The sequence below is a fragment of the Tateyamaria sp. GN1-10 genome, assembly GCF_055693845.1.
In genome coordinates this window covers 4,066,121-4,082,007 of the sequence record NZ_JBVFUR010000004.1, presented here as the reverse complement: position 1 = coordinate 4,082,007, position 15,887 = coordinate 4,066,121, and the positions used below count along the sequence as shown (strand labels likewise).

Below are 15,887 nucleotides of genomic sequence, written 5' to 3'. Positions count from 1 at the left end.
GTGGTCGAAGTGCAGGGGAAGGCCCCAGGAAAGACTCACGTGTCCGAACAAGAGATTGAAATCCGTGTGTTGCCCAGCCTGTCCGCCGTCTCGGAAACGGAATGGGATGCCTGCGCCTGCCCCGAGGCAGCAAACGGGGGCAGGCCAAACGACCCTTTCACCACGTACCGCTTTCTCAAAGCACTGGAAGACAGCAACTCGGTCGGGCCCGGCACAGGCTGGCAACCGCAATACCTGCAGGCCATGGCGGCAGGGCAGACCATCGGCTTTGCACCCATGTACGCCAAAAGCCACAGCCAGGGCGAATACATCTTTGACCACAACTGGGCACACGCGTTCGAACGGGCCGGTGGGCGGTACTATCCCAAGCTGCAAATCGCAGTACCCCACACACCCGCAACGGGTCGGAGGTTCCTGACCCACCCGGACTTTCCCGAACTGGGGATGCGCGGGCTAATCTCGGGCGCGGTGCAACTGGGGGAAAACAACAATCTCAGCTCGCTGCACGTGACTTTTTGCACGGAAACCGAGCGGGATTTCGGGGCTGACCTTGGTCTGATGGCACGGACCACGCAGCAATTCCACTGGCTGAACGACGGCTACGACACGTTCGACGATTTCCTCGCCTCGCTCTCCAGTCGCAAGCGCAAGAACATCCGCAAGGAGCGGCAGCGGGCGCAGGAGTTCGGCGGCACCATCCACGTGCTGACGGGTGATGACCTGCGGCCTGAACACTGGGATGCGTTCTGGCACTTCTACCAGGACACCGGCGCGCGCAAGTGGGGCACGCCTTACCTGACCCGCCGCTTCTTTGACATCGCGCAGGAGACGTTGGCCGATGACATGGCGCTGGTGCTGGCCGAACGTGACGGGCGCTATGTTGCGGGCGCACTCAATTTTTTTGGCGCTCAGGCACTCTTTGGCCGCTATTGGGGATGTATCGAGCATCACCCCTGCTTACATTTTGAGCTGTGCTACTATCAGGCCATCGACATCGCCATCCAACACGGGCTGAGCCGGGTCGAGGCAGGGGCACAGGGCGAACACAAGCTGGCACGGGGCTACTTGCCGACGCAGACCCACAGCCTGCACTGGTTGGGTGATCCGGGCTTTGCCGACGCGGTGGCCCGCTACCTCGAAGCCGAACGTGAGGCGGTGGAAGAGGAGATCGAAATCCTCACGGACTACGGACCTTTCAAAAAGGTCCAGATCGAGGAACAGGAATGATGGAAAAGCTGAGCGATGAGACGCGGAGCACGCTTCTGGACCCGTTGCTTGCCACCGGATGGGCCGTAACCGACGGGCGCGATGCGATCCACAAGACCTTTGAATTCGCTGATTTTGTGGATGCGTTCGGATGGATGACCCGCGCGGCCATCTGGGCGGAAAAGTGGGATCACCACCCGGAGTGGTTCAATGTCTACAAGCGGGTCGAGGTAACCCTGACCACGCATGACGTGGGTGGGCTGAGCCCGCTTGACGTGAAACTGGCGCGCAAACTGGACAGCTTGGTCGAGTAGCGCGGGCGAGGCCAATGTGATCCAAATGAAAAAAGGCCCCCGGATCGGGGGCCTTTTGCGTCATATTGATTTTGCGCGGGCTCAGATCGCGTCCAGCAGAGCCTCACCGCCGGATACGTCGCAGACGCCGGGATTCTCTTCTTCCTGCAGAACGGTCACTTTGCCGTCTTCGACAACCATCGCGTAGCGGGTCGAACGGTCATAGAGTCCCACAGGTGGGGCCGTGAACGCACGGCCCATCGCCTTGGTGAAGGTCGCATCAGGATCACCCAGCATGGTGATGCCCGCCTTGGTGGCACCTGTCGCCTCGCCCCAGGCGCCCATGACGAAGGGGTCGTTGACCGAAACACAAATCACCTCGTCCACACCCTTGTTGGCAAAGCCATCCTTGGTCCGGATAAAGCTGGGCACATGTGCGGTGCTGCAGGTGCCGGTATAGGCGCCGGGCAGGGCAAAGATCACAACCTTGCGGCCCTTGGTCTTGTCGCTCAGTTTAACCTGTTCGGGGCCTTCATCACCCAAGTGAACAAGTGTCGCGTCGGGCAGCGTGTCGCCTACAGAAATTGCCATTGTTTGCGCCTTTCTTGGAATTGCGTCTGTCTTCCTCTGCGATATAGGCTGCGCTACGGCAAAGGGCGAGGGTAAAGGTGGATGACATGAGCCATGTAGTGGTGATCGGAGCAGGGCAGGCGGGGTCGTCTTGCGTCGCCAAGCTGCGCAATGGTGGGTTCGACGGGGGCGTGACGCTGATCGGGTCCGAGCCCGCTTTGCCCTATCAGCGCCCCCCTGTCCAAGGCCTACCTTCTGGGTGACATGCCGCTGGAGCGGATGTTCCTGAGGCCCGACAGCTTCTATACCGACAACACTGTCGATCTGCGGACCGGGCAAACCGTAACGGCCATCGATACCACCGCCCAGACCGTCACGGTTGGGGATGAGGTGCTGGAGTATACTGATCTTGTGCTGACCACCGGGTCGACCCCACGCCGCCTGCCCGCCGCCATAGGGGGGATCTGGACGGGGTATTCACCGTACGTGACCTTGCTGACGTGGATACGATGGCGCCCTGGTGCAAGGCGGGTAAGACGGCGTTGATCGTTGGTGGCGGATACATCGGGCTTGAGGCGGCGGCCGTATGCCGCAAACTTGGCCTGAACGTGGTTCTGGTCGAAATGGCGGACCGCATCCTACAACGGGTCGCGGCGCCCCAGACCAGCGACTACTTCCGCGATCTGCACAAGGGCCACGGCGTTGACCTGCGCGAAGGCGTCGGCCTGACACGGCTGATCGGCGACGGGACAGTGTCGGGGGCAGAGTTGACGGACGGAACCACGCTGGATGTGGACCTTGTGATCGTGGGGGTTGGTATTTCCCCGGGCAGCGACCTGGCGGAGGCGGCCGGGATTGCCATAGACAATGGCATCGCCACGGATGCCCGGGGCCGCACCTCTGCGCCCCATGTCTGGGCTGCGGGCGATTGCGCGTCTTTCCCCTATCGCGATGACCGCATCCGGCTTGAGAGTGTGCCGAACGCCATTGATCAGGCCGAATGCGTGGCTGAGAACATCATGGGGGCAGGCAAGGACTATGTCGCCCGTCCGTGGTTCTGGTCCGATCAGTATGACGTGAAACTGCAAATCGCCGGGCTCAACACCGGGTACGACCGGGTTGTGACACGTGACGGTGGGGCGGCCAAATCCTTCTGGTACTACGCGGGTGACACGCTGCTGGCCGTGGATGCGGCCAACGACCCGCGCGCCTACATGATCGGCAAACGGCTGATCGAGGCGGGCAAGACGGCGGACCCAGCCGTGGTCGCCGACCCCGAAGGCGACCTCAAGGCGCTGCTCAAGTGAGGATCATCGCAGGCCAGTGGCGCGGCGTTCCCCTGGCCACCGTGGGCAAGGGCGATCCGGGCGCGCATCTGCGTCCGACACCCGACCGCGTCCGCGAAAGCCTCTTTTCCATGCTCACCCATCGCGGGGTGATCGAGGGGGGCATGTGCTGGACCTCTTTGCTGGGACAGGTGCCTTGGGGTTCGAAGCGCTGTCACGCGGTGCGAAGGCTGCGGTGTTCGTGGAAAATGGCTGGGTCGGTCAGAAGCTGATCGGGCAGAACATCCAGAAGCTGGACGCAGGCGATCAGGCGCAGCTGATGCGCGGCGATGCAACGCGGCCCATGGCCTGGGCGGGCGCGCCGTTCGATCTGGTGTTCCTCGATCCGCCCTACGGCAAGGGGATGGGAGAGAAGGCGTTGAACGCGGTTCGGGACTGGTGCGCGCCCGGGGCCGTGATCGTTTGGGAAGAAAGTGCCCCGATGACCGCGCCTGCAGGCTATGCGCTGCTGGATCAACGCCGGTTTGGCAGCACATATGTGACGCTGCTTGAGGGGCAGTAAGGCGGAGGTGCCCTCCGCCCGGCGCACCACAGGTACGCCTTACAGATGTTCTTCAGCGCGCCATGCAGATGCCGCTCAGGTGCAGCAAGCTGCCCCTTACGCCGATGGTAAGGCGGACGTGTCGTCCGCCCCGTGTTTAGCCATAGGTCGGGTGAAATGTGCCTGCTGGCGACAGGGTAAAGATCTCGCACCCATCCTCGGTCACACCCACCGAATGCTCGAACTGGGCTGAGAGAGACTTGTCCCGGGTCACGGCGGTCCAGTCATCGGACAGCGTTTTGGTCTCCGGGCGGCCAAGGTTTACCATCGGTTCGATGGTAAAGAACATGCCCGGCTCCAACACGGCCCCCGTTGCCGGACGGCCATAGTGCAAAACGTTGGGCGGCGCATGGAACACGCGGCCCAGCCCATGCCCGCAGAAATCGCGCACGACGGACATGCGGTGGCTCTCGACAAAGCTCTGGATCGCATAGCCGATGTCGCCAAAGGTGTTCCCCGGTTTCACGGCCTCAATTCCGCGCATCAGGCTGTCATGGGTGATCTCGATCAACCGCTCGGCCTTGCGGGGCAGTTTGCCGGCTACGAACATGCGGGATGTGTCGCCATACCAGCCATCGACGATCACGGTCACGTCGATGTTCAGGATATCGCCATCTTTCAACACCTTGTCGCCCGGAATGCCGTGGCAAACCACGTGGTTCACGCTGATGCAACTGGCGTGCTGATAGCCCTTGTATCCGATGGTGGCCGACTTCGCGCCTGCGTCTTCAACCATCTTGGTGATGATGCGGTCAATCTCGCCTGTGGTCTGACCCGGAAACACGAGGGCGGACATCGCGTCCAGAATCTCGGCCGCAAGCCGACCTGCCGCGTGCATCCCGGCAAAGTCCGAAGGGTCATAAATGCGAATGCCGTCCTTGGTCAGACGGCCGCGGGTATCATGGTCCAAAACGCGCTCCATCGGCGATGACGAATACAACATACTGCACTGCGGCAAAAAGGGCCAGTGGGTCAGATGATCACGGCCAAGGGCGCACCTACCTGCACACCCGCGGGCGTAATATGGGTGCCCAGACACAGGGTTTCCACCCCCGCCCCGGACGCAGCCGCATAGGCTACAGCATAGCCGGGATCGATATCGCTGGCGAGGGTGAAGCGATCACAATCGGTGCGTTGCACCAGATACAGCATAATCGCCCGATGCCCGGCGTCCGACATGCGGGAAAGTTCATGCAAATGCTTGGCCCCGCGTACGGTTACGGAATCAGGAAACTCGGCCAGACCGCCCTGACGGGACAGAGTGACCGACTTTACCTCGACATAGGCATCCGGTAACCCGTTTCCCTGCAACAGAAAGTCGATCCGACTGCCCTCACCATATTTCTGTTCGGGTCGCACGGTCGTGTACTCTTCGAACCCCGGCACAACACATGCCTCAAAAGCAGCGCGCAGGGCCTTGTTCGGCACCGACGTGTCCACGCCTGTGAAATGCCCGCCCTCATGTTCGACCAAGCGCCAGCCGAATTTCAGCTTCTTCTTGGGGTCGTCATTGGGCTCCAACCAGATCCGCATTCCTGGCTCTGCCAACCCCGTCATCGAGCCGGGATTGGCGCAATGGGCCACAATTTCACGCCCATCTTCCAACCGACAATCGGCCAGAAAGCGTTTGTAGCGGCGGATCAGGGTGGCGGGCACAAGTTCGGTTTGAAAGCGCATGGGGGCAGGCCTATACCGTGACTGACCGCTCAACAAGACGGGTCAAGAAGGAAGCACAAGATGCCGAACCCCACAGCCGCCATGCTGGTGATCGGAGACGAGATCCTCTCGGGCCGCACCCGCGATGCCAACATGCACCATCTTGCAGGCCAATTGACCGAACACGGCATCGACCTGAAGGAAGTGCGCGTGGTCAGCGATGACCAAGACGCGATTGTTGCAGCGGTCCGCGCCTTGTCAGGCGCGTACGACACCGTATTTACGTCCGGCGGCATCGGTCCGACCCATGATGACATCACCGCCAACTGCATCGCGGCGGCCTTTGATACGCCCATCGACATCCGCGACGATGCCCGTGCGATCCTGGTGACACACTACGCCAAATCCGGCACTGAATTGAACGCCGCGCGCCTGCGCATGGCGCGCATCCCTGACGGGGCAACCCTGATCGACAACCCGGTCTCTGCCGCACCGGGGTTCACGATCAAAAACGTCCATGTCATGGCGGGTGTGCCATCCGTGTTTCAGGCCATGGTTGCCTCTGTCTTGCCCACGCTGACGGGCGGCGCGCCCCTCATTTCGAAAACCCTGCGGATCGAGCGGGGTGAGGGCGATATCGCGGGTCCATTGGGCGAATTGGCGGCGGCCCATCCGGATCTCAGCATCGGGTCATATCCCTTCATCCAGAACGGGCGCTTTGGGGCCAATGTTGTCATTCGCGGCACAGACGGGGCCGAAGTGGACGCGGCCCTCAGCACATTGTCGGACCACTTCCCAGCATGACGGACGCGACCGCCTTCTACGCTGCCATTAATGGTACATGGCCTGCGGCAAAGATAACGCGCGCCGGACCGTGGGCCATCTGCGATGGTCAAGGTGGCGGCAAACGGGTGTCTGCGGCAACGGCGGAAGGGCCGGTAATCAAATCTGACCTCGCCACGGCTGAAATAGCGATGCGGGACATTGGCCAGACACCGCTTTTCATGGTGCGACAGGATGAGGACGCGCTTGATCATCTGCTCGATGCCCACGGCTACACCATTGTCGACCCCACCAATGGCTACATTGCACCCGTTGCGATACTGACTGACATCCCGATCCCGCGCGTCACCGCCTTCTCCATCTGGGAACCGCTGGCGATCATGGAAGATATCTGGGCCGCAGGTGGCATCGGTCCCGCGCGCCTTGCCGTGATGCACCGGGCCAAGGTGAAAACGGCCATCCTCGCCCGGCACAAGGACAAACCCGCGGGCACCGCATTCGCAGCCATCCACGATGGCATCGCCATGGTGCACGCCGTTGAGGTGCTGGCCCACCAGCGCCGACAGGGCGTCGCGCAGTGGATCATGCGGCGCGCGGCGTTCTGGGCGGCGGAAAATGGCGCAGATCGGATCGCCGTGCTGACCACAGCGGCGAATGGTCCCGCCAATGCGCTTTATCGGGGGTTGGGGTTCCGACAGGTCTGTGGCTATCATTACCGGACAGCGCCGGAGAACACATGACAGACCAGCCCACCGCCCTCGACCTGCCCATGGTCGATCCCCTGCCCGAGGCCACGCAAAAGTATTTCGATGTGTGCATGGACAAGCTGGGCATGGTCCCGAATGTGTTGAAAGCGCATGCGTTCGATATCGACAAGCTGAATGCCTTTACCGGGCTCTACAACGACCTGATGCTGGCCGATAGCGGGCTGTCAAAGCTCGAACGCGAGATGGTGGCTGTCGTCGTCAGTGCTACGAACCGCTGCTACTACTGCCTGACGGCCCATGGAGCAGCGGTGCGCCAACTGTCGGGAAACCCGGAACTGGGCGAACAACTGGTGATGAACTGGCGTGTAGCGGATGTCACGCCACGCCAACGCGCCATGCTGGAGTTTGCGGAAAAGGTCACCGTAGCCTCCGCCCGGATCGAGGAACTGGACAGACAGGTCTTGCGCGATCACGGGCTAAGTGATCGTGACATCTGGGACCTGATCAACGTGGCGGCCTTCTTCAACATGTCCAACCGCGTGGCGAGTGCTACTGCTATGAGGCCGAACCCCGAATACCATGGGCAGGCGCGTTGAACATGCGGGTCTGCTTGACTGCTTTGGTATGCCTACTCGCGGGACCTGCCCTTGCCCTGCAACTTGAACTGCCCTCAAACGCCCGCCAGACGGCTGCGCGCGACAGCGTGTTGGATCGCGTGTCGGTCGCCACCGCGCCCTATGCGGACGGGCAGGTGGCAGCAGAACGCATTGATGGTCCCGTGCAGCGGCGCAGCTACCGCATTCCATCCCCAGGCCTGACGCCCCTGCAAATCCTGGCCCCACTGCGCGCGCAATTGGCCGATGCGGGCTATGACACTTTGCTCGATTGCGACGCGAATGCATGCGGCGGTTTTGATTTTCGCTTTGGAATTGATGTGCTGCCCGCGCCCAACATGTATGTGAACGTGCGTGCTTATCACTTCCTAAGCGCGCGCCATCCGCGCACAGGGGATGCCGTGTGGCTGCTGGCCAGCACGGCGCCTGATGCGGGGTATCTGCAAGTGGTGCAGGTGGGCGCGCAAGAGGCTGCCGTACCAACGACCCCATCCCCGACTGCAGACATCCCCGTGGCTCCAACCGCAAATCTGGGTCAATCTCTTCTCGCGTCCGGATCGGCCATTCTGCGCAGCCTCGACTTCGCAACTGGCACCACTGACCTTGGTGAAGGGCGTGCGCCCGAGCTCGAACAGATCGCCCAGCTGATGGAGAACCGCCCCAACCTGCGCATCGCCATCGTCGGGCATACGGATACTGTCGGCGGGCTTGAAGCGAACATCGCCATTTCCCGCGCCCGGGCGAGCGCGGTCCGGGATCGCCTGATCGAACGCTATGATGTCTCACCAAACCGGATCGAGGCAGGCGGCATGGGGTATCTGTCACCGGTGGCAAGCAACCTCACCGCAGCGGGGCGCGAAGCGAACCGGCGGGTTGAGGTGATTGTGGTGGGGGAGGAAAACTGAGGGGCCACTCTCTGGGCTAAGCCTTACCTTCAAATCGTGGATTGAACCCAGAGCTGTCCAGCAGTTTCATAACTTCTGCTTGCCATGCCCCGAGCAGGTTCCTGGCGATTACCGAAATTGGTCGATAGCGAGGAGAGTAGATCGCATAGTAGTACCTGATCGGCTCTGCCATCGGACGAATTGCAATGCCCCCGACCATCGGCGCATCCTCGTTCATCAGAAAGACCGACAGCGGGTCCAACACGGTGCAGCATCGGCCCGCGGTGACGAAGTGCAGGATTGGCAAGAAAGTCTGGCTTTCAATCGTTGCCCGCAGCGACAAGTTCTCAGCCGCGAACCGGCTCGCAAGATCCTGGGTCTGCCGATGCGATTGCGGCAAAGTGCCCAGTGGTTGATCGTTAAGGTCCGCAAAACTGATTTCGGATTTGCGCGCGAGCGGGTGGTTCTCCGGCACGGCCACAGGGCAGTCCGCACTTATGACAACTGAACGATACAGGTTTTCCTCGGGTTGGGTGTTTGCGGCATCGGCAAAGCCAAAATCGATGGACTGCGCACGCGTGAGTTCAGCGATCTGGTTGGACGTTCGGGCCTGGATCGAGATGGAGATGCCTTCAGTATCGCTTACATTTGAAGCAATGAATTTCGGAAAGATCAGCGAGACCGGGCCTGGCATGGCAGCCACTTTCAGAGTCCCGCTGTGACCGTCTGAAAGACTGCGCATGGTCTGGCGTACGCGGTTGAGTTGCGAAAGAATTGCGTCGGCCTCGGTCAGAAGATACTGGGCTTCCGGCACCGGGATCAGTTTTCTTCCTCGTCTTTCAAAGAGTTGCAGTCCAAGTTGATCTTCGAGCGCCTTTATTGCGGCGCTCACTGCGGGCTGCGTCCGGCCCAGTTTGGTTGCTGCGTCGGACAACGAGGCGGATGTCATGACGGCTTGAAATGTCGATATCTGGGTAAAGTTCATAGTCGATGTATAAGCTAAATCTATCAAAACACAGATTAATAAAATTGGAATTTATTTATTCGGCTGTCTACGCTTCTTCGCATGACACGCTTTCAGAAGTCTGTTCACAGGGAGTATATAATGAACAAATCATCAAAACTTTTGGCTTTTGCTGTTGCTGCAACGTTGAGTGCAGGCACAGCCTTTGCACAGGACCCGACATTTTTCCGGATCGGCACTGGCAGTGCGGGCGGCACCTATTTCCCGATTGGGGGCACCATTGCCAACGGCATTTCAGCGCCTCCGGGATCGCGGCCCTGCGATGAAGGCGGCCAATGCGGCGTGCCCGGCCTGATCGCAATTGCTCAGTCGACCACGGCGTCGGTCTTCAACAATACCGCCGTGCAGAACGGCGAGTTGGAGGCAGGTATGGCCGCCGCCGACGTGACGCGCTCGATGTATCTGGGCGAGGGCAAGTTCGACGGTAAGCCGCATGAAAAGCTGCGGATCGTTGCGAACCTCTATCCCGAAGACCTCCATCTGGTTCTGCCCGAGGGCGCAAGCATCTCGTCGCTGTCCGATCTCGAAGGCAAGCGCGTCGGCATCGCGCAGGCCGGTTCGGGCACGCAGGTCGCCGTCGAGATGATGCTCGCCGAATGGGGCCTGAACCGCGACAATTACGACGAGGCCGAATTGAACAACTCGCAGTCCGCTGAACGTCTCGCCGACGGTCAGCTGGACGCCTACTTCTACGCAGCGGGCTGGCCCGTCTCGGCGATGGTTCAACTGGCCACAACGAAGGGCATGGAGCTTCACACCTTCACCGAAGAGGACCTCGCCAAGATCAACGAGGTTATCCCGGCCTACATCCCGTCGATGATCCCGGCAGGCGTATACGAGGGTATCGACTACGAGGTGAAGACGCCTGCGGTGTCAGCGCTTCTCGTCGTGTCGTCCGACCTATCCGAAGAGCTTGTTTACGGCATCACTGCTGCGCTGTGGAACGACAACACGCGCAAGCTCCTGGACAACGGTCACGCGAAGGGCAAGCAGATTACACCGGACACGGCGCTTGATGGCATCGCCGCTCTGGGCGTGCCGCTGCATGCCGGTGCAGAGAAGTTCTATAAGGAAGCTGGGCTTCTCCAGTAACCTCCCAACAGAAACGGGCGGCCACGGCCGTCCGTTTCTTTCTTGATCAACGACATTCGACCTGAGGAGGGCGCGTCATGAGCGATCCGCGATCAGAAGACGCGCGCGAGTTGACTGAAGCTGAGCTCGCGGCGATCGAAGAAAAATATGATGAAGGTGCTGCGACCCGCTCGGTCTCACCGGCCTTCGGCAAATTCCTTCGCTACGTCGCCCTCACCTTTGCCGTGTACCATTACCTTACCGCAGGTTTCGCGCTCCCGCCGGACTATTGGCACATGGGCTGGCATCTATCGGGTCTCTTTATTCTAACCTATTCCTTCTATCCGTTGATCAAAACGAAGACCTCATTTGATCTGAATACCGGCACCTTGCGCCTTGGCGGCGTGCCTTACCTTGACATCATCCTGATGATCCTCGGCGTCGCATCGGCGCTATACCTCGGCTTTGCGTGGCGCGGCGTCGCCTGGCTGGGGGTTGAGGAGATGACCTTCCGGATGGGCAATCCGAACGGCTTTGACATGCTGTTCGGCTGCATCCTGATCGTGCTTGTCCTCGACATTGCGCGACGCACCCTGGGCTGGATCTTGCCTTTGATCATCAGCGTTTTCATCTGCTACGCGCTGTTCGGACCAGTCTTTCCGGGCCTGCTCCAACACCCGGGTGTGAAGTTCAACACGTTCGTTTCGTCGATGTACTTCCCGCAAGAAGGCATTTTCGGTGTCACGCTTTGGGTCGTGTCGACCATCGTGTTTCACTTTGTCCTCTTCGGCGTGATCGCCCAACGTACCGGCCTCGGGCAGCTCTTCATCGACAACGCCACCATCCTCGCAGGCCGCTACACTGGCGGTCCGGCGAAGGTGTCGGTCGTGTCCTCGGCCTTCTTCGGCACGATCTCGGGCTCATCGGTCGCGAACACGGTTTCAACCGGTGCGCTGACCATCCCGAACATGAAACGCCTCGGCTATCCGGGCCATTTCGCGGGCGGCGTCGAAGCTGCGGCCTCGGCGGGCGGTCAGATCACGCCACCCATCATGGGGGCTGCGGCCTTTATCATGGCGGAGTTTCTCGAGGTGCCCTACACCACCATCGTCATCGCCGCGATCTTCCCTGCTTTGCTGCACTATGTCGGCGTCTTTACTGTTGTCCACCTGATGGCCCGCCGCCTCGGGCTGAAGGGTCTGACCAAGGACGCACTGCCGCAGCTTGGCGCGGTCTGGCGTGACGGCTGGGCCAACATCGTCCCGCTGGTCGGGCTGCTGGTCGTGCTGTTCTCGGGCTACACACCCTATATGTCGGCGTTCTGCGGCATCTCGTTGGCCATCATCGCCGGGATGAGCCGGATGAAAGTGCCGATCACACTGGTTTACGCCGCCGCTTTCATCGCCTTCGTCGCCTGGAAATACTTGGGCGGCGGATTTGACCTGACCATGTCGATCATCCTGATCGGCGGCGCGGTCCTTGCGACACTCAATCCGCAACATCGCACCACGCTCTCCGAAATGGCGGACACGTTCGAGACCGGCGTAAAATATGCGCTTGCGGTCGGTGCAGCCTCGGCAGCGGTGGGCATCGTCATCGGTGTCATCAACACCACGGGTGTCGGCTTCCGCATCGGCTTCATGGTCACCCAGGCGGCTACCAACCTTGGCAATGACCTGATCTGGCTGTTCCAGTTCGGCGCTTATGAACTTTTTACTGTCGAAGACCTGACCCTCTTCATTAGCCTCGTCTTTATTGCACTGGCCTGCATCCTGATGGGTGCAGGCGTGCCGACAACTGCGCTCTACATCATGCTCGTATCGGTCGCCCAACCGGCGCTGGCGCAGCTTGGCATCCCGCCGATCGCATCGCACATGTTCGTGCTCTACTACGGGGTGGTGGCCGAGATTACGCCGCCGGTCTGCACCTCGGCCTACGCCGCCGCAGCCATCGCCAACTCGAACCCGTTCCGAACGGGGATCAGCGCCTTCACACTCGGCCTTGGAAAGGTCGTCGCGCCAATGGCATTCGTCTATGCACCCGTGCTGCTTTTCGTGTCGTCCACTGGCTTCGACCTATGGGAATTCACCTATACCGCCGCAAGCTGCATCGCAGGTGTCATCTCCTTGTCGGCCGCGGTCGTGGGCTACTGGCTTGCCCCGATGGGCGGTGTCTTCCGTGTTCTGCTTGCCATCGCTGGCCTCGTGTTCATCGCGCCGTCCCTCCAGGCCGATTTGGTCGCGCTTCTGATCGCTGCGCCAGCAATCATCAGTCAGGTCATCGCACGAAGAACCGCCAATGCCGCAGCCTGACAACAGAACGCCTGTCATTGTCCTCGGCGCGGGCATTGTCGGTATCTGCACAGCGCTGTCGCTGCTTGAAAAGGGCGTGCCGGTCACGCTGATTGACAAGGGCGAGCCCGGCCAAGAAACCTCGATGGGCAATGCAGGGGTGGTATCACCCTGGTCGATCATCCCGCAGTCGCTGCCCGGCACTTGGAAATCGATCCCAAAGCTCATGTTTGGCTACGGGCGACCTTTGTCCATCCACCCAAGGTCCCTGCTGAAAATGATCCCGTGGGGCCTCAGTTTCCTGCGCGGTGGGCGTGAAGAAAATGTGCGTGCCCGCGCCGAGGCTATGTCCCATCTTTGCGGACCATCCATCGAACTGTATCAAAGGCATTTGGCGGGAACTGGGCACGAGGGGCTGATTACTGACAGCATGTATGTACATGCGTTTCGTGATGGCAGCCGCGCCAATCTTCAATCCATCGACTACCTTATTCGGAGCGAGATGGGGGCCGATCTGGAGCTTGTTGGAAAGGACCGACTGGCAGACATCGAACCCGAACTCGGTCCGGACTTTGGCGCCGCCATCCTGATAAAAGGACAAGCGCGTATGCGTTCGCCGGGTAGACTGGGCCAGGTCCTGGCGCAAAAAGCGCGCGAGATGGGTGCCACGTACAAACGGACAATGGCCAGGCGCATCCATCGCTCTGACCCGCGCCACTGGGAAGTTCAGTGCGATGACGGAACGGTCCACGCAGAGCGCGTCGTTCTTTGTCTGGGCGCATGGAGCCCCGGTCTCCTGGCCGATCTTGGCATGTCCGTTCCGCTGATGGCCGAGCGCGGTTATCATGTCGAGTTCTGCGATCCCGGCATCGAGATCAACAATTCAGTTATGGACGTAGATGCGAAATTCGTGGCCAGCAGCATGGAGAATGGTGTGCGTGTTGCCGGTCAGGCCGAGTTTGCACCTGTCGACGCACCACCAACGAAACGACGCAAACAGCAATTGATTGACGTTGCCGCGACCGCGTTCCCGAACTTGCGCACGGATGACACAACATTCTGGATGGGCCGACGCCCATCCTTTCCAGACAGCCTTCCCGTACTTGGGCCGGTCACGGATCAGCCAGGGCTTTTCGTGAATTTTGGGCATTCGCATTACGGGCTGATGATGGCTCCCAGGTCCGGTGACATACTCGCCAGGACGGTCTGCAACGAACCTCAGAACATCAGACTGGACGCCTACGCGCTGGATCGCTTCTGAACCGCGCAAACCCGGTCTCCGATCCCGGCAAAAGTTACCATTCGATTTGGTGTTATCCGCTACTGCGATTGCAAGGGGGCGGGTTTATGGACGGCAACGCCGATCATAACCAAAGCCACACCAAGCATGTCGGTGGCGCTCGGAATCTGCCGCAACACTATCACGCCAATGATCGTGGCGGTCGCAGGCAACAGGGCCAACAAAAGTGCGAAGCTGGCGCGGGGCAGGCGGGCCATGGCGAGTTGGTCGCAGACATACGGGATGACCGAGGAACAGATACCAACGCCGATCCCGACCAAAACCAGTAACGGCGCACCGAAGGCCTCAAGCGCCTGCAAGAACCCGATTGGCATGACGAAGATGAACGCCGCTGTCATGGCGGCCCCCAGACGTTCCACGCCGCCTGATGCGCCGCCTTCGGAAATCTTGTGGCCGAGGATGATGTAGAGAACAAACAGGGAGCCGTTCAGCACAGCCCAGAACAAGCCCAGAAGGTCAGACGTAAGGGCGGGTCCGCCCACCGCCAGAAGCGACGGCACGTCGATCAGAAGGGCCAAACCGATGATGGCAAAGGCGAAGGCAAGACAGTTTCGCCCGGTGCGAAGACCCCAGAGTGCGATCCCGATCGTGCCAACGAACTCGATGGCGGCGACCAGCGAGATCGGCAGCCGGTCGAGCGCCAGGTAGAAAGAGCTGTTCATCACCGCAAGACAACCGCCAAGCGCGAGCAGAAGAACGCGCTCGCGGGGCGTCGATGTCTTGAAGGTGTGCCATGGCTTCGTGATGGGGGCAAAGATCAGGGCGGCCGAAGCGATGCGGAACCAGGCGACGCCCAGCACCCCGACGACCGGAAACAACAGGACCGCAAAGGCGGGGCCAAGATAGTGGAAAACGGCTGAGACGCCGAACCATGCATGGGGCGGAACAGCCTCGGACATGCGCGACATGGCGCCCGGGGCGCTGGTCAGGGTGGGTTTTGCTGGGATGCGGTCCGACATGATATCATGCTGCAAGGTAAGAGCGGCCTGCGATATGGAGACCAAATATGTCAGCAGCAGAAATGCCCCCAGGAATGAAGGAAAAAATGCCCAAAAACCTTCGATCTGGCGAAACAGGTCTCGACAGCATCGACGCCGCGATTCTGCGGGAGCTGTGCGCAGACGCGCGCATTCCCCGCGCAGAACTGTCCCGCCGTGTGGGCCTTTCCGCCCCCAGCGTAGCGGACCGTGTGCGGCGTCTTGAGGATGTGGGCATCATCACTGGATATGGCGCGCGCATCGACCCCGCCCACCTTGGCTATGGCCTGACGCTCCTGATCCGCGCAAGACCTCTCCCGGGCGAGATGAAGAATATGATTGAGGCGATTCAGGATACGCCTCAGATCGTCGCCTGTGATCGCGTCTCCGGGGAGGATTGCTTCGTTGCACGCGCGCACGTCCGCGACGTGGCGGAAATGGAAGCGGTCATCGACCGGATCGTGCCATTCGGAGCGACCAACTCGTCCATAGTACAGTCCTCGCCAGTCGAAGAACGGTTGGTCGAGCTGTGTCGCCACGAGCTGTCATTCGGTGCAACCTGATGGATGTGCAGATTAGGCTCGGAGCGGTCGTTTGACGGCTTTGGTTAGTTGACTGGATCCA

General features: G+C 60.7%; 15 protein-coding genes and 2 pseudogenes. 12 read left to right on the top strand and 5 right to left on the bottom strand.

Translation table 11 applies throughout. The features are described 5' to 3' along the window. The first annotated feature begins 39 nt into the window (after positions 1 to 39). A complete protein-coding gene (locus ACZ1HN_RS22550; RefSeq protein ID WP_472729112.1) occupies positions 40 to 1,227 on the top strand; it encodes a GNAT family N-acetyltransferase in 1,188 nt (395 codons plus the stop codon). Continuing rightward, a complete protein-coding gene (locus tag ACZ1HN_RS22545; RefSeq protein ID WP_299599986.1) occupies positions 1,224 to 1,520 on the top strand; it encodes a 4a-hydroxytetrahydrobiopterin dehydratase in 297 nt (98 codons plus the stop codon). The genes ACZ1HN_RS22550 and ACZ1HN_RS22545 overlap by 4 nt, the downstream gene beginning before the upstream one ends. 81 nt (positions 1,521 to 1,601) lie before the next feature. On the opposite strand, the gene ACZ1HN_RS22540 is transcribed toward ACZ1HN_RS22545, so the two are convergent. Beyond that, positions 1,602 to 2,090 (bottom strand): peroxiredoxin, encoded by a 489-nt coding sequence (locus ACZ1HN_RS22540; RefSeq protein WP_299771115.1) that lies wholly within the window; start codon positions 2,088 to 2,090, stop codon positions 1,602 to 1,604. Between the two features lie 86 nt (positions 2,091 to 2,176). On the opposite strand from ACZ1HN_RS22540, the pseudogene ACZ1HN_RS22535 reads away from it, so the two are divergent. Together ACZ1HN_RS22535 and rsmD are read left to right on the top strand one after the other, a co-directional pair. Then, positions 2,177 to 3,376: pseudogene (locus ACZ1HN_RS22535) on the top strand (NAD(P)/FAD-dependent oxidoreductase). Further along, positions 3,373 to 3,917 (top strand): annotated as a pseudogene (rsmD, locus tag ACZ1HN_RS22530) (16S rRNA (guanine(966)-N(2))-methyltransferase RsmD). The pseudogenes ACZ1HN_RS22535 and rsmD overlap by 4 nt, the downstream one beginning before the upstream one ends. A 136-nt stretch (positions 3,918 to 4,053) precedes the next feature. On the opposite strand, the gene map reads toward rsmD, so the two are convergent. Next, positions 4,054 to 4,878 carry a type I methionyl aminopeptidase gene (gene map / locus ACZ1HN_RS22525; RefSeq protein WP_472729111.1) on the bottom strand — a complete coding sequence of 275 codons (825 nt, stop codon included), beginning with the start codon at positions 4,876 to 4,878 and terminating at the stop codon, positions 4,054 to 4,056. 50 nt (positions 4,879 to 4,928) lie between these two features. Continuing rightward, positions 4,929 to 5,633: a DNA/RNA nuclease SfsA gene (gene sfsA / locus ACZ1HN_RS22520; protein ID WP_472729110.1), complete on the bottom strand. Its 705-nt coding sequence runs from the start codon at positions 5,631 to 5,633 to the stop codon at positions 4,929 to 4,931. Positions 5,634 to 5,693: 60 nt separating this feature from the next. Here sfsA and ACZ1HN_RS22515 point away from each other — a divergent pair, with 60 nt between their 5' ends. From ACZ1HN_RS22515 to ACZ1HN_RS22500, 4 genes are read left to right on the top strand one after another with little or no spacing between them, the layout of a single operon-like run. Beyond that, complete coding sequence (locus ACZ1HN_RS22515) at positions 5,694 to 6,416, top strand: competence/damage-inducible protein A (protein WP_472729109.1); 723 nt, start codon at positions 5,694 to 5,696, stop codon at positions 6,414 to 6,416. Further along, a complete protein-coding gene (locus ACZ1HN_RS22510; RefSeq protein ID WP_472729108.1) occupies positions 6,413 to 7,135 on the top strand; it encodes a GNAT family N-acetyltransferase in 723 nt (240 codons plus the stop codon). Before ACZ1HN_RS22515 ends, ACZ1HN_RS22510 begins: the two co-directional genes overlap by 4 nt. Then, positions 7,132 to 7,698 carry a peroxidase-related enzyme gene (locus tag ACZ1HN_RS22505; RefSeq protein WP_299771123.1) on the top strand — a complete coding sequence of 189 codons (567 nt, stop codon included), beginning with the start codon at positions 7,132 to 7,134 and terminating at the stop codon, positions 7,696 to 7,698. The genes ACZ1HN_RS22510 and ACZ1HN_RS22505 overlap by 4 nt, the downstream gene beginning before the upstream one ends. 14 nt (positions 7,699 to 7,712) lie before the next feature. Beyond that, complete coding sequence (locus ACZ1HN_RS22500; protein ID WP_472729107.1) at positions 7,713 to 8,621, top strand: OmpA family protein; 909 nt, start codon at positions 7,713 to 7,715, stop codon at positions 8,619 to 8,621. Between the two features lie 16 nt (positions 8,622 to 8,637). Here ACZ1HN_RS22500 and ACZ1HN_RS22495 read toward each other — a convergent pair whose 3' ends face one another. Continuing rightward, positions 8,638 to 9,585: a LysR family transcriptional regulator gene (locus ACZ1HN_RS22495; protein WP_472729106.1), complete on the bottom strand. Its 948-nt coding sequence runs from the start codon at positions 9,583 to 9,585 to the stop codon at positions 8,638 to 8,640. Between the two features lie 120 nt (positions 9,586 to 9,705). On the opposite strand from ACZ1HN_RS22495, the gene ACZ1HN_RS22490 reads away from it, so the two are divergent. The 3 genes from ACZ1HN_RS22490 (at position 9,706) to ACZ1HN_RS22480 (ending at position 14,247) form a co-directional block, all read left to right on the top strand. Beyond that, the gene (locus ACZ1HN_RS22490; protein ID WP_472729105.1) at positions 9,706 to 10,716 is read left to right on the top strand and encodes a TAXI family TRAP transporter solute-binding subunit; all 1,011 of its coding nucleotides are present in this window, start codon (positions 9,706 to 9,708) and stop codon (positions 10,714 to 10,716) included. A 77-nt stretch (positions 10,717 to 10,793) separates the two neighbouring features. Beyond that, positions 10,794 to 13,007 carry a TRAP transporter permease gene (locus ACZ1HN_RS22485; protein ID WP_472729104.1) on the top strand — a complete coding sequence of 738 codons (2,214 nt, stop codon included), beginning with the start codon at positions 10,794 to 10,796 and terminating at the stop codon, positions 13,005 to 13,007. After that, the gene (locus ACZ1HN_RS22480; RefSeq protein ID WP_472729103.1) at positions 12,994 to 14,247 is read left to right on the top strand and encodes an NAD(P)/FAD-dependent oxidoreductase; all 1,254 of its coding nucleotides are present in this window, start codon (positions 12,994 to 12,996) and stop codon (positions 14,245 to 14,247) included. The genes ACZ1HN_RS22485 and ACZ1HN_RS22480 overlap by 14 nt, the downstream gene beginning before the upstream one ends. A 59-nt stretch (positions 14,248 to 14,306) precedes the next feature. Here ACZ1HN_RS22480 and ACZ1HN_RS22475 read toward each other — a convergent pair whose 3' ends face one another. Continuing rightward, complete coding sequence (locus ACZ1HN_RS22475; protein WP_472729102.1) at positions 14,307 to 15,245, bottom strand: EamA family transporter; 939 nt, start codon at positions 15,243 to 15,245, stop codon at positions 14,307 to 14,309. 86 nt (positions 15,246 to 15,331) lie between these two features. On the opposite strand from ACZ1HN_RS22475, the gene ACZ1HN_RS22470 reads away from it, so the two are divergent. Beyond that, positions 15,332 to 15,826 carry an Lrp/AsnC family transcriptional regulator gene (locus tag ACZ1HN_RS22470; protein ID WP_472729101.1) on the top strand — a complete coding sequence of 165 codons (495 nt, stop codon included), beginning with the start codon at positions 15,332 to 15,334 and terminating at the stop codon, positions 15,824 to 15,826. Positions 15,827 to 15,887: the final 61 nt, after the last annotated feature.